Origin of the sequence: Candidatus Pelagibacter sp. HIMB1709, assembly GCF_052047635.1 — a bacterium.
Lineage (GTDB): Bacteria > Pseudomonadota > Alphaproteobacteria > Pelagibacterales > Pelagibacteraceae > Pelagibacter.
Window position 1 is genome coordinate 591,651 of the sequence record NZ_JBNAJW010000001.1, and the last position, 22,644, is coordinate 614,294.

The following is a 22,644-nucleotide window of genomic DNA, read 5'->3' on the forward strand; positions in this document are numbered from 1 at the left end:
TTCTAAATCAAAGTTTGATTAGAATGGTTGGGGAAAAAACAATCTAAGATATCCCCTTTTTTAAATTTTGATTTACCAGCTGGTAACAAAGACCAAATATTTGATTTAACAAAAGATTTAACTCTAAAAGACTCTTGTCCTTGTAAAATTTCAACTTCTATTTTTCCATTTTTAGTTGTGGTTACTTTACTTTTTGCAAATCTTGTAAAATTCTGTTTTTTAGAAAAACTATTTTTTAAAGTTGCTCTGATAGGCTGTTCTTCACGTAATCCCAAGATGTTTTCCATAAAAGGAATAACAAAAAATCTAAAGCAAGCAGATGATGACATGGGATTACCTGGAAGTCCAAAGATTGCTTTTTGTTTTCCTTTAATTTTAGCAAATAAAATTGGTTTTCCCGGTCGGATTGCTACGCTTTTAAAATAATTGGATAATTTAAATGTCTTTACGACACTTGGAATATAGTCATATTTTCCAGCAGACACAGCTCCTGAAGTTATCAAAATATCAGTATCACTATTTATAAGTTTTTTAATTTGTGATTTATAAATATTTTGATGGTTGTCTCTGAGTATTCCGCCATTTTTAAAATTAAATAAAAAGTTTTCTTTAAGGTTTTTAATGTAATGACTATTAGAGTTTCTAACTTTCCAATTTGGGATATTGTTTTGATCTGTAATTTCGTTTCCTGTTGAAAAAAATAAAATATTAATCTTTTTTTTTACTTTAATTTTTTTAATTCCTAAAGTTTTAAAAGCTAAAATATGATTTGGTTGAATAATTGTATTTTTTTTGACAACGATCTCACCTTTTTTAAAGTCTGAACCTGCAAATCTCACATGATTAAACTTTTTAATCTTTTGATTAACTAAAATGTATTTTTTTTTACTATTGTTTGGATAAAAATTAATCTGTTCTATTGGAATAATTGTATCAAAACCTTTAGGAATTATTCCACCTGTCATTATTTCAACAGCATCATATTTTTTAATTTTTTTATTTAATGATTTTGTTCCTGCTGCAATAGATCCAATTATTTTAAACTGTTTTGGTGAATTTTTCTTAATTTCACTAGTATCTCTTGAGTTAACTGCGTATCCATCAAATGCAGCATTATCTCCTGCTGGATAATTTATCTTTGAATAAATATTATCTGATATCACTCTATTAAGAGAGTTTTCACTTAATATTGTTTCTTCTTTAATTTTAATTTTTGCTTTTTTTAAAATTTTCCTAGATTGATCGTAACTAATCATTTTTTAATAATTCTTTAGCTTGCTCTAAATCTTCTTTTGTATTGATATTAAAGAAAGGATCTTGATTTGGAAACTCCATATTAATTGTTTTAACTCCAATACTATTAGCCCACAATTCGACTTTGCGCGCTCCTTTTTCTAGGTCTTTTTCTAATTGATCTAATAAACTCATGGACCACAAGCCAAAGATATTATGCCTAGTATTATTTGATTTTATAAAAAACAAGCGACTTTCATTTTCATCAATTTGTTTAATAAATTCCTCTAAAATTTCCTTTTTAAAAAAAGGAGTATCTACTGGAAAAGTTGCAATCCATTTATAATTTTTATTATGATCTTTGACCCATTTCATTGCTGAAAGAACTCCACCTAGAGGACCAAGATCTTTTTTAATGTCTCCAATTAAAGAAATTTTATCTGAATTGATAAATTTAATTGAATTATTAGATACAATTAATACTTCCTTAAATTGATCAATTATTTCTTCCAAGATGTAATCAATTAATATTTTATCAGCTAACAATATCTGAGATTTATCTTCGCCAAACCTTTGTGACTTCCCGCCTGCTAGCACTGTTGCTAAAATATTGTTATGTTCCATTAATAAAATATAAAACATTCAAAGTTGAATTAAAGAAATTAAATGGATTTAAGAATTTTAGAAATCGCGTCTCACACAGAAAATAATAAAGTTTTAGAAAACTTTACTCACAAATCAAAAAACAAAAATCCAATTTGTGGAGATGAAATGGAAATAGCCTTAATTGTCAAAGATGATGTAGTAAAAGATATGGGTTATCAGTGTAAATCTTGTATTTATTGCCAAGCCTCTGTCAGCTTATTATCTAGAAAAATTAAGGATAAAAACTTAAAAGAAATAAAAGATTTTGTTACAGCTAGTGAAAAATTGTTTGAAGATGTTAAAGTTAGTCTAGAGAAACACTGGAAAGATTTTAAAGAAATTTTAGACAAAAAAAATCTTTCAAGGAAAGAATGTTTGCTTTTACCTTTAAGAACTATTGTAAAAGCATTAAAAATTTAAATGATCAAAATCACAAAACCATTATTACAAAAAGCATTAATTGCAGGTTTTTTTTCAACAATCACAATAGGTGTGCTTACAGTTTTAACTTATAAAAGTACACTTGGATATTTTATTGCAGCATCATTTGGCTCATCCATGGTTTTATTATTTGGTTTTCCCGAAAGTCCTTTTGCTCAACCGAAAAATGTTTTCTTTGGACATTTATTAACTGCATTAGTAGGTGTAATGTTTGTAAATTTTATTCCACTTCCAATTTATATAAGTATTGCATTTGCAGTAGGTATTGGAGTGTTCTTAATGATTTTATTAAATGTTGTTCATCCTCCGGCAGGAGGTAATCCAATTATTGTAATTATTGGAAGTGCTTCTTATGATTATTTAATTAATCCAATTATTTTTGGATGCATCATAATTTTGTTATTGGCCATCATAATCAATAAATATTTATTACAAAAAAACTATCCTCTAAAATAATTTATGAACTCAAAATATAAAGTTTTAAAATTTTCATCTAATAATTTTAAAAATGTTGAAGATTTAATTTCAATTGAAGAACCACTAGAAATTTCTTTAAAATACAAAGAGGAAAATAAATGGGTTGAACAAACTTTGTCTATTACTATGAGAACACCTGGTAATGATGAAGATCTTGTAAGAGGATTTTTATTTAATGAACAAATTGTAAAAAGTATAAATGATATTGATAGTATTGAAAGTTATGGGGATAAAGTAGGTCAATATAAAATTCAAAATAAAATATTAGCTACTCTTAATAATTCTGATAATGTAAATATATCAAAAATTAAGCGAGATTTTTTAACTAATTCTTCTTGTGGTGTTTGCGGTAAATCTTCATTGGACGCACTTGAAATAATTAAAGTAAACAAAACAAATGCTTCTGAACCTAAAATTTCAAAAAATGTAATTATCCAATCACCTGATATTTTAAGAGAAGGTCAGTCTGAATTCAGCAAAACTGGAGGTATCCACGCAAGTGGTCTATTTAATAGTGAAGGAAAATTAATAGCTCTCAGAGAGGATGTTGGAAGACATAACGCTTTAGACAAGCTAATTGGTTCTGCTTTAGAAAAGCAGCAATTTGATCCAAAAGACCAATTTATTACCTGTTCTGGAAGACTTAATTTTGAACTAGTTCAGAAGGTTTTGATGACTGATATTGGTATTATGATCGGAGTTGGTGCGCCAACAAGTCTTGCTATCGATTTAGCTAATAAGTTTGACATTACCCTCGTAGGTTTCGTAAAGAGAGACAGTTTTAATATTTACACAAATAACAAAAAAGTTAAGGTGGAATAATTAAAAAAGGGAAATTGTGTCAAAAAACATAAGTAATTTATCTGGAAGAATAGGCTTAAAAGACAACCTATTTAAGCAAATTTCAGAGAATACTTTAAGTGAAAACCCTCAAGATATTAAAGAAATTGCAAAAAAACATAACCTTGGAGTTTCAACACTTCACGGCGCTGAATCTTTTTATGAATTTTTAAGACCTTCACATAGAGAAAAAAAAGCTTTCGTATGTAACGGAAGTGCATGCATGTGTGCGGGTACACAGGACAAATTAAAAGATAAATTAAAAGAAAAATTAGGTGATGACAAAGTTGGAGAGATGTTTTGTCTAGGTCATTGTTATGAAAATCATGCATTTCACTATGATGGTGAAAATTATGCTGGAAAAGATATTGAAAAGATTGATCAAATTTTAAAAGGTGAAGAAATTAAACAAGAAAAATTTTTCTCTAAGAGCTATGCAACAACAAGTTTTTTAATGGATGATAAATTATCATCAACAGATCAATTTAAAGAACAACTAACTAAATTTTTAAAAACAGATAAAAAAGAAATAGTAAAATCATTATTAGATTCAAACCTTACAGGAAGAGGTGGAGCAGGTTTTCCAACAGGAATGAAATGGGATTTCTGTAGTAAAGCAAAAGGTGATAAGAAATATGTTATCTGTAATGCAGATGAGGGTGACTCAGGAGCTTTTTCAGATAGATACCTATTAGAAGATCAGCCGTTAAAAGTTATTTTTGGAATGGTGCTTTGTGGATTTGTAATTGGAAGTGATGAAGGAGTTTTATACATCAGAGGCGAGTATCCAAAATCTATTGAAGCAATCAATGGATGTATTAATGAACTTAAAAAATTAAATTTACTAGGTGAAAATATTTTAGGAACAGATTTTTCTTTTGATCTTGGAATTTGCATTGGTCAAGGTGCATATATTTGTGGAGAAGAAACAGCTTTGATAGCTTCTATTGAAGGAAGAAGAGCTGAAGTAGATGTAAGACCTCCCTTCCCTGTAACAGAAGGGTTATATAAAAAACCAACAGTGGTTAACAATGTTGAAACTTTAGCAGCTGCAACTGGAATTTTATTAAATGGATCAGAAAAATTTTCTTCAGTTGGAAATAAAAAATCAGCTGGAACAAAATTAGTTTGCTTAGATAGTTTCTTTAATAATCCAGGTGTTTATGAAATTGATATGGGAACACCAATGAAAAAAATATTTAATGAAATTGGTGGTGGATACAAAGAACCTGTCAAAGCTTTTCAAATAGGTGGTCCTTTAGGTGGGGTTGTTCCTTTAAGTGAAATAGAAAATTTAAATTTAGATTTTCAAGAGTTTACTGCAAAAGGTTTTATGTTAGGTCACGCAAGTGTAGTTAGTATCCCAAAAGATTTTCCAATGGCTGAATACATTCATCATTTGTTTGAGTTTTCTGCAGAAGAATCTTGTGGAAAATGTTTTCCTGGAAGACTTGGATCTTACAGAGGAAAAGAAATGTTTGACCAAGCTAAGAAGAAAACAGCTAAAATTCCATTAAAATTACTAGAAGAGTTGTTGGTTACTATGCAAAAAGGCTGCTTATGTGCTTTATGTGGAGCAATCCCAACACCTATTCAGAACATCCTAAAATACTTTGGTGATGAAATGAAAAATGATATGGTGAAAGATAATTAATGAGCTCAGAGAAAAGAAAAATTGCTTATATTGATGGAAAACCTTATGAAATAGGTCCTAACCATACATCTATTTTAAAATTTGTTAAAAGCTATGTTGGTGAAAAAAAGGTGCCAACTTTATGTGATGACCCTAACTTAGCGCCATATGGAGCTTGCAGAGTTTGTTCTGTTGAAGTTGCTTTAGAAAAAGATGGTCCAACTAGAGTAGTTGCATCTTGTCATACGCCAGTTGCTGAAAACCAACACATATTTACTTCAAACGAAGCACTAACAAGTCTTAGAAAAAATATTGTTGAGTTAGTTTTAACTGACCACCCTATGGAATGTGATACTTGCGAAGTAAATAATAACTGTGAACTTCAAACAGTTGCAAATGACTTAGGCGTTGCTGATCATAGATACAATAGTCCTAAGCAACATAAAGGAATTCCAAGAGATACTTCTCATGACTACATGAGAATGAATTTAGATAACTGTATTAACTGTGGAAGATGTGTCAGAGCATGTGATGAAATTCAAGGATCATTTGTTTTAACAATGAGTGGAAGAGGATTTGAGTCTAGAATTACAACAGACAACGATATGATGTTTGGAGATAGTTCTTGTGTGTCATGTGGAGCTTGTGCTCATACGTGTCCAACGGATGCAATTTCAGATGTGTTTCAATCTAAATCTGCAGCTGTAGACAAAAAAGTTAGAACAACTTGCTCGTACTGTGGTGTTGGTTGTAACTTAGAAGCATCAATCAAAGATGATAAAGTAGTTGCAATAGATACACCTAAACAAACTGAAGTAAACGCTGGTCATACATGTATCAAAGGAAGATACGCATTTAGTTTTTATGAACACCCTGACAGATTAAAAACACCGTTAATTAAAAGAAATGGAAAGTTTGAAGAAGCGAGTTGGGATGAAGCGTATGACTTTATCAAAAAAGAAATGAATAGAATTACAAAAGAAAACGGACCAGATGCTTTTGCTGGAATTTCTTCTGCAAGATGTACAAACGAAGAAAACTATGTTTTCCAAAAAATGATTAGAGCAGCTGTTGGAACTAACAGTGTAGATTGTTGTGCAAGAATTTGTCATTCACCTACAGCTTGGGGTATGCAGCAAACATTTGGAACAGGTGCTGCAACTAATTCAACAGAAGATATTTATCATGCAGATTTATTTTTAGTTATTGGTGCAAACCCAACTAATGCTCACCCGGTAACAGGAGCAAAAATTAAACAGCAAGTGATGAAAGGTAAAAAATTAATTGTCCTTGATCCAGTAACAACTGAATTAGCTAAGCTTGCAGATTATCACATCAAACTTAGACCCGGAACTAACGTTGCAGTTTTAAACATGATGTTACACTTTATTATTAAATCTAAACTTTATAATGCTGACTTTGTAAGAGATAGAACAGAAGGTTTTGATAATTTCTTAAAAGAAATTGAAAGACAAGATGTTGATCAGTTAGCAAAAGTTGCTGGTGTTGATAAACAACTAGTTAAAGAAGCTGCAATTGCTTATGCAACAGCAAGAAATTCAATGGAGTTCCATGGATTGGGAGTTACTGAACACGAACAAGGTTCTAAAACAGTGATGTTAATTGCTGATTTAGCAATGATTACAGGAAATATTGGAAGAAAAGGTGTTGGTGTAAATCCACTTAGAGGCCAAAATAATGTACAAGGCGCTGCGGATATGGGATGTCAGCCTCACCAAGGTGCAGGTTATTTTGAGGTAGCAGATGAAAACAATCAAAAATTTTATACTGAAAAATATGGTGTAACTCACCCAACTAAACCAGGTTTAAAAATACCTCAAATGTTTGAGGCTGCAATCAGTAAAGAACTAAAAGGTTTATGGATTATTGGTGAAGATATAGTTCAAACAGATCCAAATAGTGCACATGTTATTGAAGCAATGAACTCATTAGAGCTATTAGTGGTTCAAGAAATATTTATGAGTGAAACTGCAAAACTTGCAACTGTAGTTTTACCTGGAACAACTTTCTTAGAAAAAGATGGAACATTTACAAATACTGAAAGAAGAATTCAAAGAGTTAATAGAGCAGTTCCTCCATTACCAGGTACAAAACCAGATGGACTAATAGTAACTGAGATGATGCAAAAATTAGGCTTTGATCAACCATCTTATGATGCAGATCAAGTGTTAGCTGAAATTGCTGATGTGGTGCCATTCTTTAAAGGAGTAACAAGAGAGAGACTTGGTAAATTAGGATTACAATGGCCTGTAAAAGAAGATGGTACAGATACACAAATTCTACACACAGAAACATTTAAACTTGGAAAGGGAAGATTGAAAAACTTTGATTGGAAAGAGTCTAGTGAGATAGAAGCTAATCAAAAAGATTATCCATTAATTTTAACTACAAGTAGGGTTCTACAACACTACAATGCAGCGACAATGACAAGAAGAACAAAAAATATAAACATTGTTGATGAGGATGTATTACTAATTCATCCAAAAGATGCAGCTCATAGAGATTTAAATACAGGTGATATTGGAAGACTATATTCTGGAAGAGGAGAAGTTGCTTTAAAAGTTGAAGTAACAGATAAAGTTAAAGAAGGAATTGTATTTACAACATTCCACTTCCCAGAACATATGGTTAATATGGTAACTGGTCATGGAAAAGATGAAGAAACTATGTGTGCAGAATACAAAGTTTCATCAGTTGAGGTTCAAAAAATTTCTAATCAATTTAAAACAGAAGTTAAGCCAAAAGAACATCAAGCTGAAGTTAGTTAATTAAAATGACCATCGGTTGGCATTTTGATAATTCATATTCAAAACTATCAAAAACATTTAAAGAAGACATCAAGCCTACTCCAGTTCATGAGCCTGAGCTTGTTATTTTAAACGAAGAACTTGCTAAAAATTTAAATTTAAACTTTTCAGGAATAGATAAAAAAAAATTAGCTGAAATATTTTCAGGAAATAGTTTGCCTGATGGAACTAATTCAATTGCACAAGCATATGCTGGTCATCAATTTGGTCATTTCACGATGCTTGGAGATGGAAGAGCAGTTTTATTAGGAGAGCATATAGATAATAAAAATCAACGTTTCGATATACAATTTAAAGGTTCAGGGAGAACTTCTTTTTCTAGAGGTGGTGATGGAAGAGCTGCCTTGGGTCCAATGCTGAGAGAATACATAATTAGTGAAGCTATTAACGCTTTAAATATTCCAACAACTAGAAGTCTTGCTGTTGTTAAAACTGGAGAAAAAGTTGTTAGAGAAAATTTATTAAATGGAGCAATTTTAACTAGAGTTGCATCAAGTCATATTCGAGTTGGAACTTTTCAATATATTGCAGCCACTCAAAATCTTGAGGATTTAAATACATTAGTTGATTACACAATTGATAGACACTATCCAGAAATTAAGTCCTCAAAAAATAAAGCTTTAGATTTATTAAGTCTTGTAATGGAAAGACAATGTCAATTAGTCATTAATTGGATGAGGGTTGGATTTATTCATGGGGTGATGAACACTGATAATATGGCTATTTCTGGCGAAACAATTGATTACGGACCATGTGCTTTCATGGATCAATACGATCCAAAAACTGTATTTAGCTCTATAGATAAATTTGGAAGATATGCTTTTTCAAATCAACCACCAATTACTAAATGGAATTTAGCAAGATTTGCAGAATGTCTGATACCACTTATTGATAAAGATGAAGGTACAGCAATTAAAATTGCAACAGAGTTAGTTGATAACTTTCAAAATATTTATGAAGAAAAATGGTTAAATATGATGAGAGATAAACTTGGTTTATTTGGTGAAGATAAAAACGATCTAACATTAATTAACAAACTTTTAGATTGGATGAAAAATAATAATGCAGATTACACAAACACCTTCTGTTATTTAATGGGTGTTGAGTTTGATGATGAGATCTACAAAAATAAGGAATTTAAAAGTTGGATTAATGAATGGGAAAAAAGAGTAAAACTAAATAATTCATCTGACAAACATTTAGAACTGATGAAAAAAACTAATCCTATTGTTATACCAAGAAATCAAAAAGTAGAAGAGGCTCTAGCTGATGCAGACAAAGGCAATCTAGAAACAATGAATAAACTTTTAAAAGTTTTAAGTAATACTTACTCTGATCAAGAAAATATTATTGAATTTCAAAAACCTGCAACAATTGGAAATGAAAAGTATCAAACTTTTTGTGGAACCTAATTTATAATACGTATGGCTCAGGCCTTGCACTTTTTCCCAATACTCTTTCAACTGAAAAATCACTAATATCAATTGTCTGATACGAGCCGGTAGTAATCAATTCTGTTAATGCTCGTCCAATACCTGGGGCTTGCATTAATCCTCTTCCTGTAAAACCAGTAGCCATATAAACATTATCGTACTTAGGATGTTTACCAACAACCGCATTATTATCTAACCTGTTACAATCGTAATAACCTGCCCATCCTCCTGTTAATTTCAATTCCTCAAATGCTGGTATTCTTTTTGCTAAAGCTGGCCAAACTAATTCTTCAAAATCATTCCATGCTGGCTCTAGATCTTCTGCATCAAACACTGACAATGGTGATCCTGCTAAATATTCTCCTCCCTCAGGTCTCCAATAAACACCAGTAGTTAAATCACCAGTTAAAGGCATTTCTTTTATGTATGTTGGACATTTTACTCTAAATACAGTGTGTTTTTGAGGCTCAACAGGAATGTCTTCTAATAATTCTTTAGTCCAACACCCTGCTGCAGAAACAATTGTTTTAGCATTTATCTCTGAAAGACTTTTAACTTCTCCTTTTATAAATTCTGCTCCAAGTTCTATTGCCTTACTTTTAAGTGCACTATGAAACATAAAAGGATCAATCCAACCTTCACTTTGATTATCTGTGTAAGTAGCAGTCTCAACACCTTCATCATTTATATATGGAAATACTTTAGATAGCTCTGAGCCTTTAATATTTTTTGTGCCTGCATCACACTCTTTATGATTTTCTAAAGCTTTATATTGTTCTTCAGCATGTTCAGGACCAAACATCAAGAGGTAACCATTGGTCACCATACTTGCTGTTGGATTAGGGTTTTTTTCGGTTTTCAATAATTCTGGTATTTGAAAAATAAATTCTCTTGCAAATTTACCTAGTAAGATATTTTCTTTTTGAAAAAATTGTCTTCTAAAGCCTCCTAAAGATAAAGGAAATGAAGCTGTTTTGTAAGTTGGATCTCTTTCTATGACTTTTACTTTTCTTCCTTCTTTTGAAAGAAAATAAGCAGTTGCTGCTCCAATTATTCCACCACCAACTACAACAACATCATCCATAATTAATTTAATATTATTAAGCTTGTATTTAAAACTAGAGCAAAGCAACACCAAAGTAAATATGGAATCATTAAATACGAACTTATCATTGTGACGCGTCTATATCTTACGATTAGATTGATAATGAATGCAATTAGCACGACTAATACTAACAAAGCTAAAAGCATTTTATGAAATACAAAGAAAACTATACTCCAAGTTGCATTGAAAACTAAATGAATAAAATAAATGTAAACTGTATTCATCTCTTTATTTTTGGAATGCCAATACATCCAAATAGAAATTGTCATCAATAAATATAAAATTGTCCATACTGGACCAAACACCCAGTCTGGTGGATTAAAGACAGGTTTATTTAATAAAGAATACCAAGGCTCCTTGAAAGTAATTGTAGCTAATCCTCCAATTAATGAAGCTGAAAATGTGATGATAAGAAATAATATAAATGTTACAATTTTATTTTTTAACATAATGTTTATACATAACAAAAAATGAGCAAAAAAACTATTTGGATAACTGGTGGCAGCACAGGAATAGGCAAAGCTTTAGCAATTAAATTTGCAAACAAAGGTTGGAATGTTGCTGTATCTGCAAGAAGAGTTGAACTTTTGGATGAGCTTTCAAAAAATTATGAAAATATTTCATCATTCCCATTAGATGTTACTGACAAAGCAAAATGTATAGAAGTTTTTAATCAGATCAAAACTAAGTTTGAAAATATTGATATATGTTTTTTTTCAACTGGTACATGGAATCCAAAAAAAGAAAAAGAAATCGATGTTGAACAAATAGAAGATGTTTTTAAAGTAAATTTTTTTGGAACAGTAAACTCTATTAAAGCAGTGGAGCAATATTACAGAGAAAGAAAAAATGGTATAATTACTATAGTTTCATCCATCGCTGGTTATAGAGGATTGCCTAATTCAACCGGTTATGGACCTTCAAAATCTGCACTAAATAATTTAGCAGAAAGTTTATATTTTGATTTCCAAAGATATAACGTCCGAGTTTGTTTGGTTTCCCCTGGTTTTATTAAAACACCAATGACAGATAAAAATGATTTTAAAATGCCATTTTTGAAAACACCTGAATTTGCGGCTGATCAAATTTATGATGGATTAATTAATAAAAATGTTTTTGAGGTACATTTCCCAAAAGCACTTACTTTAACTTTAAAGTTGTTTAGTTTTCTTCCAAGTAAACTTTATTTTAAATTAGTGGGGAAGATGACTAAGCATCAAAAAAAATAATCAATCTTTAACAAATACAACTGTTAGCTCTGCTACTTTAAATCCAAATTTTGTCATTGTAGCTCTATTGATTGCAACTCTTTCATCCTGTTTAAAGATCCAGTCATCAAAGGTAATTTTTAATTCTTTGCCTTTAACTGGAACTAACAAAACATACTCAAATTTAAATGCAGGTCCATAAGAATATCCAATTGCTTTTCCAACAACGTCACCTGCTGTACCTTCGTAATTATGTTCATCTATTTTGGTAATTGTCCATTCACGGTCTTGAACTTCACCATCGTCCCAATTAAATTTTTCTTTTAAAATTAATTGTTTACCATCCCACGTTCCATCTAAATCAGCTGAGAATTGTCTTGTAACTTTTCCTGATCTATTTTGTAAGACACCCCAGGCTTTAACGTTTCCTGTTAGATATTCTTCAATAATTAATCTAGGTTCCTTATTTTTAAAATCTTCTGGTTTCATTGCACTATTATTTGAACAACTTGTAATTAAGAATGCCAAAATTATCAACGAAATTGATTTAATTATTTTCATATTATTGTTGTTATTTATTCTGCATTGAAAATTGAATCAAATCAATATTTTTAGATTTAAATCCAGCTTCACAATAAGATAGGTAAAATTCCCACATTCTTTTAAATGTTAGATCAAAACCTTGATTTTTAATTTGATCCCACTTTCTTAAAAACTCTTTTCTCCATATAGCCAAGGTTTCTGCATAGTGATCTGCATATGAGATGTATGAATTAATTGTTAAGCCATTATCTGAAACATACCTATTAATACTATTTTTATTGGGAAGAAATCCTCCTGGAAAAATATATTTTTGAATAAAATCTTGTTTATTTTTGTATCTATCAAACAAACTATCATCAATTGTTATTGCTTGAATTGCAGCCTTTCCCCCATTCGATAAATTATGCTTAATAGTTTTAAAATAACTCTCTAAATAATTTTGCCCAACTGCTTCAATCATTTCAATTGAAGCGATTGAATTATATTTTCCTTGAAGATCTCGGTAATCTTTAATCTCAATATTTACTTTTTCATTCAGACCACATTTATGAATTCTCTCTTTTGCGTATTCGAATTGTTTTTTTGAAATAGTAATACAATCTAATTTTACATCGTATTTCTTACCTAAATATTCTGCAAAACCACCCCAACCACAACCAATTTCTAAAACTTTATCCCCAGAACTAGGTTTGATTAGATCAATTAATTTTTGGTATTTATTATTTTGTGCAACACTTAAATTTTTTGAACTATCATCAAAGATCGCACTTGAGTAAGTTAAAGTATCATCTAACCACAATGAAAAGAAATCATTTCCAAGATCATAATGTTTTGCAATATTTTCCTTACTTCGACTTTTTGTATTTTTGATTATTTTATTTTTTATAAAATTAATTACAGGTAGATCAAGCAAGCCTGAAAATTTATAAATCACTTGAATATTTCTAGCTGTTAACTCAATTAAATCTGAAAGATTATCTGTTTCAAATTCACCTCTCATATAACTTTCGGCAAAACCGATGCTTCCACCCCAGATTAAATTATAATTAAAATTTGGATTTTTTATTTTAATATTTGCCTTTAATGATTGATCAGGGTTACCAAATTTTAATATCTCACCTTCATGGGTAGTTATTTCAAGGTATCCATTTTTAATTTTACTTAAAAATTTAAAAACTAATTTATCTGCAGCTCTATTTAATAACATTAATTTTCTACTGTTATATTGTTTCTTATTTTTATTTTTTTTTTAATAATTTTAATTCCTTTCATCCATAATTTAAAGGCCTCAAAATGGATTGCTGATATTATTTTTATAGTCATCAGAGGGTGCTTTAAATATGATTTTAATAATTGACTACTATTTAAGTTTGTTCTTTTTCCATCCTGAGATGCAAATAAAATTTTTCCATCTTGATCATATTGATCAATGATTACAGAAAGTTTTTCATCAGGGTTAAGAATTCTAAAGAAATACTTGCAATTCATTTCTATAAAAGGTGAAACATGAAATTTTTTAGAACAATTATTCTGAATTAATTTATTTTCACTATCTACCCTAAATACATAAGTATGTTGTTCACCAAATGTATTTTTCACCTCATATAATATTGATATTAATTTATCATTTTGATTGTAAACAAAAAAGATACTTAAAGGGTTGAATACATAATTAAAAATTCTTGGATAACAGAGAAGCTTAATTTTTATATTTGTAGTTTCTATTTTATTTTGTTCTAAATTTTTCCTTACCCAATCTTCAAGAGATGATCCATCACGTTCACCGTGATCTTTTTCATGAAAACTAATTAAATTAAATTTATTCAATGAAAAGAAGCTTATATCCTGATCTATTTTTCTTAACTCAGATAAATCAATTAAAAGTGAGAAAACGCTATATTTAAAATAATGCTCTTTAGGTTTGAATCGTTTATGGATTACTTTTCCGATGTATATACATGAGTTAGTCATTTAGGTATTTTAGCATTTCAATAGATGATTTTATTCCATCTTCATGAAAACCGTAACCAAAATAACTCCCACAAAAAAGTAAATCTTTTTTATTTTGCAAACTAGACAGTTCTGATTGGGCATCTAGTGCTTGTTGATCATAATAAGGATGAGTAAATTTAACTATTTTAAGTATTTTGCTCTCATCAATTTCAAAATAAGGATTAAGAGTTAAAAAAATATCCTGATCACATTTAAGGTTTTGCAACAAATTTAACCAATAAGTAATAGAGTTTTTTTCTAAATCTTTGTCATTGATTGATGAATTCCATGAAGACCATGCCTTTTTATTTTTTGGCATTACTCTTTTGTCTGTATGAATATATGCAATATTTTCTTTATAACTAAAATTAGATAAAATTTTTGTCTCTTCATTAGTAGGATTATCGATCAACTTCAAAGCTTCATCAGCGTGTGCTGCTATTACAACTTTGTCATAATCAAAAAATTCACTTTCACCTCCATAATATAAATCTAACCCTTTTGACTTTCTTATAATTTTTTTAATTTTATAATTTTTAAAGTATTCACCACTTATTTTTGAAATAACTTTATTTACATAAGTTCTACTTCTATTGTTTACGGTATACCACTGAGGTCTATTTTTTAGTTTAAAGAGCCCATGATTTTGAAAAAATTTTAAAAAGAATGTTATCGGCATTTTACTTGCTTCATAAGGTGGCATAGACCAGATTGCAGATACCATTGGGATGATATGGTAATCAATAAAGGTTTTTGAAAGTTTGTTGTTTTTTAAATATTCACCTAAAGTTAATTTTTGATCTGTAACATTTATTTGATCACTATTTTTATAAAATTTAATAATATCAAAAAACATTTTTAAAAAATTAGGATTAAACAAATTAGATCTATTGGAAAAAATTCCATTCAAACCTTTTCCACAATATTCGAAGTTTGTATTTTCTACTGATACCGAAAATGACATATCACTTTTTTCAATCTGAACATCGTTTTCTTTAAAGAAATTAATTAAATTTGGATAGGTTTGAAAATTAAATACAATAAAACCAATATCTACAGATACTTTCTTTTCATCAAAAATTAAATCTATTGTATGAGAGTGACCACCAAAATGATCTTCTTTCTCAAAAAGATCTACATGATGTTTTTTTGATAAATAATATGCAGCACTTAAGCCTGATATCCCAGAACCAACTACGGCAATTTTCATTAATGATTATGCCGCGTCTTCTTTAAACTCATCCATACTTGGACAAGTACAAAAGATATTCTTATCTCCATAAACATTGTCCACTCTTGCAACTGGTGGCCAAAATTTATTAGTTTTTAAGAACTTAGCAGGATAAGCAGCCTGCTCTCTTGAATATTTATGATCCCATACATCTGATGTAAGTTCTATATCCGTATGAGGAGCATTCTTAATAGGATTGTCTACTTTATCAAAATCGCCAGACTTAATTTTATCTATTTCAGATTTAATATTAATTAATGTATCACAAAATCTATCAAGCTCAGATAAACTCTCGCTCTCTGTTGGCTCAATCATCATAGTTCCTGCAACTGGCCATGACATTGTAGGTGCATGGAAACCATAATCGATCAATCTTTTAGCAATATCCTCCTCGGTGATACCTGTCTCACTTTTAATTGATCGAATATCAATGATACATTCATGAGCAACATTTCCATTTGAGCCTTTGTACAGAATTGGGAAATGATCTTTAAGTCTATGAGCTACATAATTTGCGTTTAATATAGCGACTTGCGTAGCTAGTTTTAAACCTTCAGATCCCATCATTTTAATATACATCCAAGAAATTGATAAAATACTTGAGCTTCCCCAAGGGGCTGCTGAAACTGCTCCTATTCCTGTAGCGGGTCCACAATCTTTAACAACTGGGTGATTAGGTAAATAAACTTGTAAATGTCTTTTACATGCAATTGGTCCCATTCCCGGTCCTCCACCGCCATGCGGAATACAGAATGTTTTGTGTAAGTTTATGTGGCAAACATCTGGACCAAAATTTCCAGGTCTTGCAATACCAACAAGTGCATTTAAGTTTGCACCATCCATATAAACTTGACCACCATGATTATGAATTAATTCACAGATATCTGTAATTTTTTCTTCAAATACTCCGTGGGTAGAAGGATATGTAACCATTAATGCTCCAAGATTTTCAGAATGCATTTCTGCTTTTTTCTTTAAATCTTCAAAATCAACATTCCCTTCTTTATCACAATCAACAACTACAACTTTCATACCAACCATTTGTGCACTAGCAGGATTTGTTCCATGTGCTGAGCTTGGTATTAAACATATATTTCTATTTTCTTCTCCTCTATCTAAATGATATTTTCGAATTACCATTAACCCTGCATATTCTCCTTGGGCACCTGCATTTGGTTGAAGTGAAACACCACTAAAACCAGTTATTGATCTTAGCCAATTTTTAAGATCAGTGAATAATGCTCTATAACCTTCCATCTGCTCTACTGGCACAAACGGATGAGGTTCAGCTAACTCTCTCCATGAAATAGGTATCATTTCTGCAGTAGCATTTAATTTCATAGTACATGATCCAAGTGCAATCATAGTTCTGTTAAGAGCTATATCTTTATCTTCTAATTTTTTTAAATATCTAAGCATCTCAGTTTCTGAATGATATGAATTGAAAACAGGATGTTCTAAATATTTTGAAGTTCTTAATAAATTTTTTGGTAAATTTGGTAAACTTACTGTTGGGTCTTCTTTTTTAATCGACTCAGCTGCATTAAAAATTTTCAACAATTGATTTACTCTATAAACATTTTTCTTTTCATCAAAAGAAACAGCCAACATTTCAGAATTTACTCTTCTAATGTTTACTTTTTGATCTAAAGCATTTTTATAGATTTGATCAGTTTTATCTTTTGTTACAATTGTAACTGTATCAAAGAAATGATCTGAATAAATTTCATATCCAGATTGTTTTAATTTATCTGCAAAATTTTTAGCTAATTGAGAAACTCTTTCTGCAATAGTTTTTATTCCATCTGGCCCGTGATAAATAGCATATGCAGCTGAAACAATTGCTAACAATGCTTGAGCAGTACAAATGTTACTTGTCGCTTTATCTCTTCTAATATGTTGTTCTCTTGTTTGAAGTGATAATCTGTAAGCTTTATTCCCATGTCTGTCTACTGACACACCAATAATTCTTCCTGGCATAGATCTTTTAAACTCGTCTTTGGTTGCAAAGAAAGCTGCATGAGGTCCGCCATAACCCATTGGAATTCCAAATCTTTGAGAGCTTCCAACTGCAATATCAGCACCTAATTCTCTTGGCGTTTTAAGTAGTGCTAAAGCTAATAAATCAGAGACTAATACTGCTTTTCCATTTTTTTTATGGATTTTGCTAATTGCTTCGCTTGGATCTTTGATGTCTCCTAAAGTTCCAGGGTATTGAAGAATTCCACAAACTAAATCCTCTTTTAATTGGTCTAATACTTTATCTTCATTACCAACCAGTACTTTTAATCCCATTGGTTCTGCTCTTGTTTGAATTACATCAATTGTTTGTGGATGACAATTTTCTGAAACAAAAACTAAATTACTATCTTTTTTGTTAAGACGATGAGCTAGCCCCATTGCCTCTGCAGCTGCAGTTCCTTCATCAAGTAAAGATGCGTTTGCAATATCCATACCTGTGAAATCAACAATCATTTGTTGAAAGTTTAGAAGCATTTCTAATCGTCCTTGTGCTACTTCAGGCTGATAAGGAGTGTAAGAAGTGTACCAACCTGGATTTTCTAAAATATTTCTTAAAATTACATATGGAGTATAAGTTCCATAGTATCCCATACCAATAAAATTTGAATAAATTTGATTTTTTTTTGAAATTGCTTTCAATTTTCTTAATGCTTCATACTCAGAATTAGACTCGCCTATGTTTAATCCATCTTTCAATTGTATTTTTTCTGGAACTGTACTTTTTATTAAATCGTCTAATGAATTATAATTAAGCTCCTTCAGCATTTTATTTTGATCTTCTTCTGAAGGTCCAATGTGTCTTTTTAAAAAGTCTTTTTGTGAGTTATGTAACATTAGCTAGCACTCTCCTTTGCAAATTTATCGTATTCTTCTTTATTCATTAAATTGTCCATTTCTGAACTATCTTTTAATTTAAGTTTAAAAAACCAAGCTGATCCCTCAGGGTCTTCGTTAATCTTAGCAGGATCATCTACAATAGTTTGGTTAGTATCTACTACTTCACCACTTACTGGAGTATAAACATCACTTGCTGCTTTAGTTGACTCAACTACTCCTGCTGTACCATCTTTTTCAACATTAGAACCTTTTTCAGGTAGTTCAGCAAAAACAATATCTCCCAACATTTCCGTTGCATGTTTTGTAATTCCAACGGTAGCAACATCGCCTTCCACTGTAATCCACTCGTGCTCTTTTGAAAATTTAACTTCACTCATTAGTTTACTCCTTTCACGTAACTTTTTTTATAAAATGGTAACCCACAAATACTTGCGGGATGCTTTTTTCCTCTTACTTCAAGTAAAATTTTTGTATCAACTTTAGAAAATCCTTTATCAATATAGCCCATTGCTATTGGACCATTTACACTTGGGCCAAAAGTTCCACTGGTAACTTCGCCAATAAGTTTTTCTGACTCATCAAATATTTTAGTTTTTTCTCTGGCAATTAGTCTACCTTCTGGCTTGATACCAACTCTAATTTTAGGGGTACCTTCTTGTATTTCTTTCATAATTTTATCAAAACCAACAAATCCACCATTTGAAATTCTCTGTTTAGAAATCGCCCACTTTAAGTTTGCTTCAATTGGTGTTTTTTCTATATCAAGTTCGTGACCATATAAGCACAATCCAGCCTCTAATCTCAAGGTATCTCTTGCCCCAAGTCCTATAAGTTGAGCTCCTTTTTCCATCAAATTATGAGTAAATTCTTCAGCAAGATCATTATTTATAGATACTTCAAAACCATCCTCTCCTGTGTAACCTGACCTTGTTACAAAAACTTTCTGATCTTTATAATCAAACCAGTTCCCTGTCATAAAATTGAGTTTTTCAACACCCTCTATTGTATTGTTTAAAATCTCAACTGACTTTGGACCTTGAATTGCAATTAATGCTCTTTGATCATCAAGAACCATTTCATATTTATCTTTAAGCAAATCTGATAAAATTTTAAAATCATTTTCTTTGCAGGCTGCATTTAAAATAATTAAATACCCTTTTTCAATTTTAGTGATTATCAAATCATCATGAATTCCTGCATTATCATTCATTAAAAAACTATATTTAGAACAATTTTGTTTCAAATTTTTTAAATCAAGTGGAAAAATTTTTTCAAGATCAGTAGTTAAATCTTCTCTACCATGAATAAATAATTGGCCCATATGGGACACGTCAAAAATTCCTGCATTTGATCTTGTGAATTTATGCTCTTCAACAATTCCTTTGCTGTATTGTATGGGCATTTCGTATCCAGCAAATTCTACAAATTTAGCTTGGTTATCTTGATGAAGTTTATTTAATGATGTTTTTTTTCCCATACTAACTCTGTCGTACCCATCTGTATTTTTGCCTGAGAGTTTTACTCCTTCGGCGAGAACTCAATCTCTTTCCAGAGTTAATATAATACGGTCCTTTTACCTGAGAGTTTCCTGGGCGGTTGCTCCTTCGGTGTCACAAAGTTTGTGATCTCTCCCGTTAACAAATACTCTAATAAATACTGTTTAATGTCAAATGTTATTAGATCGCTTTTTTTTCTGAGGTATATAAATTGTAAAATTGAAGTAAAACTGCAAAAATAACTATTGATCCTCCAATTATTACTATGAAAGGCGGTTGTTCATTTATAAACAACCATGCCCATAAAGGACCTAGTACTGCTTCTGTTAACATTATGATTCCAACCATTGCTGATGGTGTTCGTTGAGCTCCGATAGTAATAAAGATAAAACCTAATCCTAATTGTAAAAACCCAGCTAAAAATCCTAAAAAAATATCATTAGGAGATATCATTATTTTTTCTGACATTAAGTAACCTATTAACAATGCAAAAATACCTGCAACAAATTGAGCAGGAACCATATCAACTGTTGGATATTTTCTTACAACTAAAATTAATGTAGCAAAAGATATTGGCATTATGAAAGCTGCAATATTTCCAGACATTTGACCTGGAGATAAAGAGCTTCCAACCATTAGAAGTATTCCTGAAATTGCAAGAATTATTGAAGTAAGAGTAATTGCTGAAATTTTTTCTTTTAAAAAAAAATAACCAAATATTGCTAGGAAGATTGTTTGTGTTTGAATAATAAAATTAGCATTAGCAACTGTTGTGTTATACATCGCAAATACATAACCACTAAAACCGAGTGATAAAATAAATCCACCAAAGAAACCAGGAAATCCTAAATTATAAAAAGATCTAAATACTTGTTTTTTATAAGTTAAAGCTAAGTACAAGCTAATAACAATTAAGAAGAATACCGTTCTCCAAAATAATATTTGCCAAAGGGTTGCTCCTTCAAAAGACTTAACAATCAATCCTCCAAAACTAAGACTACAAGCACCTAAAAAAATTAAAAATGGTCCTGGAAGTTTTCTAATTATATTCATTATATTTGATTAAGTAAGTTCTGAGTATCCATCTCGTATAATTTAAACAAAGTTTCAGCATCAGATAAATTTATCTCTTTAAATTTTATTTTTGAACCAGGTGATATTTGTACTAAACGATCATAATCAACACTAGCTACTACACCAATTTTTGGATACCCACCAATAGTACCATGATCTGAAAGCATAATAATTGGATTTCCATCCGCAGGTACCTGGATGACTCCTTTTAACAAACCTTCTGATTTAATATTGGTATTTATAATATTTTCAATGTTTGGACCTTCTAAACGCATCCCCATTCTATCTGAAAGTTTTGATACAGAAAATTCTTTTTCAAAAAATATCTTTTTTCCTTCCTCTGAAAAATAATCGAAGTTTGGTCCTTTTATTACTCTAATATTTTCAACTTTAGAATTTATATAATTAGTCTTTTTTATACTTTGGTCTGAATTAATATTTAAGATATTTATTTTTTGACCGTTCTCTAATTTTTTTCCATTATTTGATCCAATATTTGCTTTTGTATTTATAGAACAGCTATTCCATTGAAATTTTAAATCTAATTCTCCACCAACTGCTAAATATCCATAAACTGATTTATTTGTTGAGATTAGATTAATTTCATCTCCACTTTCAATTTGATAACTCTCATAACAATTGCCATCAATTTCCGTACCACTTTTAATAATTTTAAAAACCACGTCACCAGTGACTGCTATATTAACATTTTCCCCTGAATATTTTAAATGTGGTCCTTGATATGCAAATTCTATCACTGGTGAATTTAATTTATTACCTACCAGCTTATTAACTAAACTATAATTTCTATTATCCATTGCTCCACTAAATGGAATTCCAATGTGATATAGATTGTTTCTTCCTTGGTCTTGAAAAGTTGTGTTTACTCCAGCCCTTATAATTTCGAAATTATTTGTCATTATAACTATTATAATCTTCAAGATTTATTTGTTTAAAAACTACTATATCACCAGGATTTATTAAATTAGGTTCAACTTCTTTTGAATTATCAAAAACATCTACAGGTGTATTGCCAAGTATGTTCCATCCTCCAGGACTTTCAAACGTATAAATGTTTGCAAATTGTTCAGTTAAAGCAACAGATCCTTTTGGAACTTTTACTCTTGGTGTTTCTAATCTTGGTACTCTCATATTTTCATCTAAATCACCTAAGAAAGGCATACCAGCAATAAATCCTGTCATATAACAAAAATATTCCTTACTAAAAAAATTTTCTAAAATTTTATCTCGCTTGATATTTAATTTTTCTTCTAATCTTTTTATATCTAGAGAAAATTGATCATCACAACAAACTGGAATTTCTATTTTAGCATTATTGTTATCTTGAGTTTCATTAACATTTAAATTTTCAATTAATTTTTTAACTTCTTTAAAGTTTGTTTTCTTGAGGTCATAAGAAACTATTAATTTATTATAAGAAGGAGTAAGATTATTAATACTTTCAATATTTTCTTTTTTTAAAGTTTTAAAATATTTTATTACTTCAGAGTTAACTGATTTATTTACCTCTACACCAAAATCACAATAAACAGCTGCGTCACCAAGATTTGATATATTTTTAATCATGGCATGTTATACTTCAACA

At 30.2% G+C, this 22,644-nt stretch carries 21 protein-coding genes and 1 riboswitch; of the genes, 7 read left to right on the forward strand and 14 right to left on the reverse strand.

Going from position 1 to position 22,644, the window contains the following annotated elements; translation table 11 throughout:
• Positions 1-2: 2 nt before the first annotated feature.
• Both ACTTAR_RS03305 and mobA read right to left on the reverse strand, forming a co-directional pair.
• Positions 3-1,256, reverse strand: coding sequence for a molybdopterin molybdotransferase MoeA (locus ACTTAR_RS03305; RefSeq protein ID WP_440697686.1), 1,254 nt, complete (start codon positions 1,254-1,256; stop codon positions 3-5).
• Positions 1,249-1,857, reverse strand: a complete 609-nt coding sequence (gene mobA / locus ACTTAR_RS03310) for a molybdenum cofactor guanylyltransferase (protein ID WP_440697687.1) — start codon at positions 1,855-1,857, stop codon at positions 1,249-1,251. Before mobA ends, ACTTAR_RS03305 begins: the two co-directional genes overlap by 8 nt.
• A gap of 42 nt (positions 1,858-1,899) precedes the next feature.
• Between mobA and ACTTAR_RS03315 the strand changes: the two genes are divergently transcribed.
• From ACTTAR_RS03315 to ACTTAR_RS03340, 6 genes are read left to right on the forward strand one after another with little or no spacing between them, the layout of a single operon-like run.
• Entirely contained in the window at positions 1,900-2,298 is a 399-nt protein-coding gene (locus tag ACTTAR_RS03315) for an iron-sulfur cluster assembly scaffold protein (protein ID WP_440681782.1), read from the forward strand.
• Complete coding sequence (locus ACTTAR_RS03320; RefSeq protein ID WP_440681783.1) at positions 2,299-2,775, forward strand: HPP family protein; 477 nt, start codon at positions 2,299-2,301, stop codon at positions 2,773-2,775.
• A 3-nt stretch (positions 2,776-2,778) separates the two neighbouring features.
• Entirely contained in the window at positions 2,779-3,618 is an 840-nt protein-coding gene (fdhD, locus tag ACTTAR_RS03325; RefSeq protein WP_440697688.1) for a formate dehydrogenase accessory sulfurtransferase FdhD, read from the forward strand.
• A gap of 16 nt (positions 3,619-3,634) precedes the next feature.
• The gene (locus tag ACTTAR_RS03330) at positions 3,635-5,290 is read left to right on the forward strand and encodes an NADH-ubiquinone oxidoreductase-F iron-sulfur binding region domain-containing protein (RefSeq protein WP_440697689.1); all 1,656 of its coding nucleotides are present in this window, start codon (positions 3,635-3,637) and stop codon (positions 5,288-5,290) included.
• Positions 5,290-8,058 (forward strand): formate dehydrogenase subunit alpha, encoded by a 2,769-nt coding sequence (fdhF, locus tag ACTTAR_RS03335; RefSeq protein ID WP_262589595.1) that lies wholly within the window; start codon positions 5,290-5,292, stop codon positions 8,056-8,058. The genes ACTTAR_RS03330 and fdhF overlap by 1 nt, the downstream gene beginning before the upstream one ends.
• Before the next feature lie 5 nt (positions 8,059-8,063).
• A complete protein-coding gene (locus ACTTAR_RS03340) occupies positions 8,064-9,509 on the forward strand; it encodes a protein adenylyltransferase SelO (RefSeq protein ID WP_440697691.1) in 1,446 nt (481 codons plus the stop codon).
• 1 nt (position 9,510) lies between these two features.
• Here ACTTAR_RS03340 and ACTTAR_RS03345 read toward each other — a convergent pair whose 3' ends face one another.
• Both ACTTAR_RS03345 and ACTTAR_RS03350 read right to left on the reverse strand, forming a co-directional pair.
• A complete protein-coding gene (locus ACTTAR_RS03345) occupies positions 9,511-10,614 on the reverse strand; it encodes an NAD(P)/FAD-dependent oxidoreductase (RefSeq protein ID WP_440697692.1) in 1,104 nt (367 codons plus the stop codon).
• Positions 10,615-10,616: 2 nt separating this feature from the next.
• The gene (locus ACTTAR_RS03350; RefSeq protein WP_440697693.1) at positions 10,617-11,084 is read right to left on the reverse strand and encodes a TspO/MBR family protein; all 468 of its coding nucleotides are present in this window, start codon (positions 11,082-11,084) and stop codon (positions 10,617-10,619) included.
• Positions 11,085-11,105: 21 nt separating this feature from the next.
• Between ACTTAR_RS03350 and ACTTAR_RS03355 the strand changes: the two genes are divergently transcribed.
• Positions 11,106-11,864, forward strand: coding sequence for an SDR family NAD(P)-dependent oxidoreductase (locus ACTTAR_RS03355; RefSeq protein ID WP_440681792.1), 759 nt, complete (start codon positions 11,106-11,108; stop codon positions 11,862-11,864).
• On the opposite strand, the gene ACTTAR_RS03360 is transcribed toward ACTTAR_RS03355, so the two are convergent.
• The 10 genes from ACTTAR_RS03360 to ACTTAR_RS03405 form a co-directional block, all read right to left on the reverse strand.
• A complete protein-coding gene (locus ACTTAR_RS03360; protein ID WP_440613940.1) occupies positions 11,865-12,404 on the reverse strand; it encodes a DUF3833 domain-containing protein in 540 nt (179 codons plus the stop codon). It lies immediately after the preceding gene.
• Positions 12,405-12,414: 10 nt separating this feature from the next.
• Complete coding sequence (locus tag ACTTAR_RS03365; protein WP_440697694.1) at positions 12,415-13,593, reverse strand: class I SAM-dependent methyltransferase; 1,179 nt, start codon at positions 13,591-13,593, stop codon at positions 12,415-12,417.
• Positions 13,593-14,357 carry a DUF1365 domain-containing protein gene (locus ACTTAR_RS03370; protein WP_440697696.1) on the reverse strand — a complete coding sequence of 255 codons (765 nt, stop codon included), beginning with the start codon at positions 14,355-14,357 and terminating at the stop codon, positions 13,593-13,595. Before ACTTAR_RS03370 ends, ACTTAR_RS03365 begins: the two co-directional genes overlap by 1 nt.
• Positions 14,350-15,588, reverse strand: a complete 1,239-nt coding sequence (locus ACTTAR_RS03375; RefSeq protein WP_440697697.1) for an NAD(P)/FAD-dependent oxidoreductase — start codon at positions 15,586-15,588, stop codon at positions 14,350-14,352. The genes ACTTAR_RS03370 and ACTTAR_RS03375 overlap by 8 nt, the downstream gene beginning before the upstream one ends.
• Positions 15,589-15,594: 6 nt before the next feature.
• Positions 15,595-18,465, reverse strand: coding sequence for an aminomethyl-transferring glycine dehydrogenase (gene gcvP, locus ACTTAR_RS03380; RefSeq protein ID WP_440697698.1), 2,871 nt, complete (start codon positions 18,463-18,465; stop codon positions 15,595-15,597).
• A complete protein-coding gene (gene gcvH, locus ACTTAR_RS03385; RefSeq protein WP_440681797.1) occupies positions 18,465-18,845 on the reverse strand; it encodes a glycine cleavage system protein GcvH in 381 nt (126 codons plus the stop codon). The genes gcvP and gcvH overlap by 1 nt, the downstream gene beginning before the upstream one ends.
• On the reverse strand, positions 18,845-19,945 hold the full coding sequence (gcvT, locus tag ACTTAR_RS03390; protein WP_440697699.1) for a glycine cleavage system aminomethyltransferase GcvT: 1,101 nt from the start codon (positions 19,943-19,945) through the stop codon (positions 18,845-18,847). The genes gcvH and gcvT overlap by 1 nt, the downstream gene beginning before the upstream one ends.
• Before the next feature lie 78 nt (positions 19,946-20,023).
• A riboswitch (glycine riboswitch) is annotated at positions 20,024-20,113 on the reverse strand.
• Positions 20,114-20,144: 31 nt separating this feature from the next.
• Positions 20,145-21,017 carry a DMT family transporter gene (locus ACTTAR_RS03395; RefSeq protein ID WP_440697700.1) on the reverse strand — a complete coding sequence of 291 codons (873 nt, stop codon included), beginning with the start codon at positions 21,015-21,017 and terminating at the stop codon, positions 20,145-20,147.
• On the reverse strand, positions 21,017-21,958 hold the full coding sequence (locus ACTTAR_RS03400; RefSeq protein ID WP_440697701.1) for a biotin-dependent carboxyltransferase family protein: 942 nt from the start codon (positions 21,956-21,958) through the stop codon (positions 21,017-21,019). Before ACTTAR_RS03400 ends, ACTTAR_RS03395 begins: the two co-directional genes overlap by 1 nt.
• Positions 21,948-22,625, reverse strand: a complete 678-nt coding sequence (locus ACTTAR_RS03405; RefSeq protein ID WP_440697702.1) for an allophanate hydrolase subunit 1 — start codon at positions 22,623-22,625, stop codon at positions 21,948-21,950. Before ACTTAR_RS03405 ends, ACTTAR_RS03400 begins: the two co-directional genes overlap by 11 nt.
• Positions 22,626-22,644 lie beyond the last annotated feature (19 nt).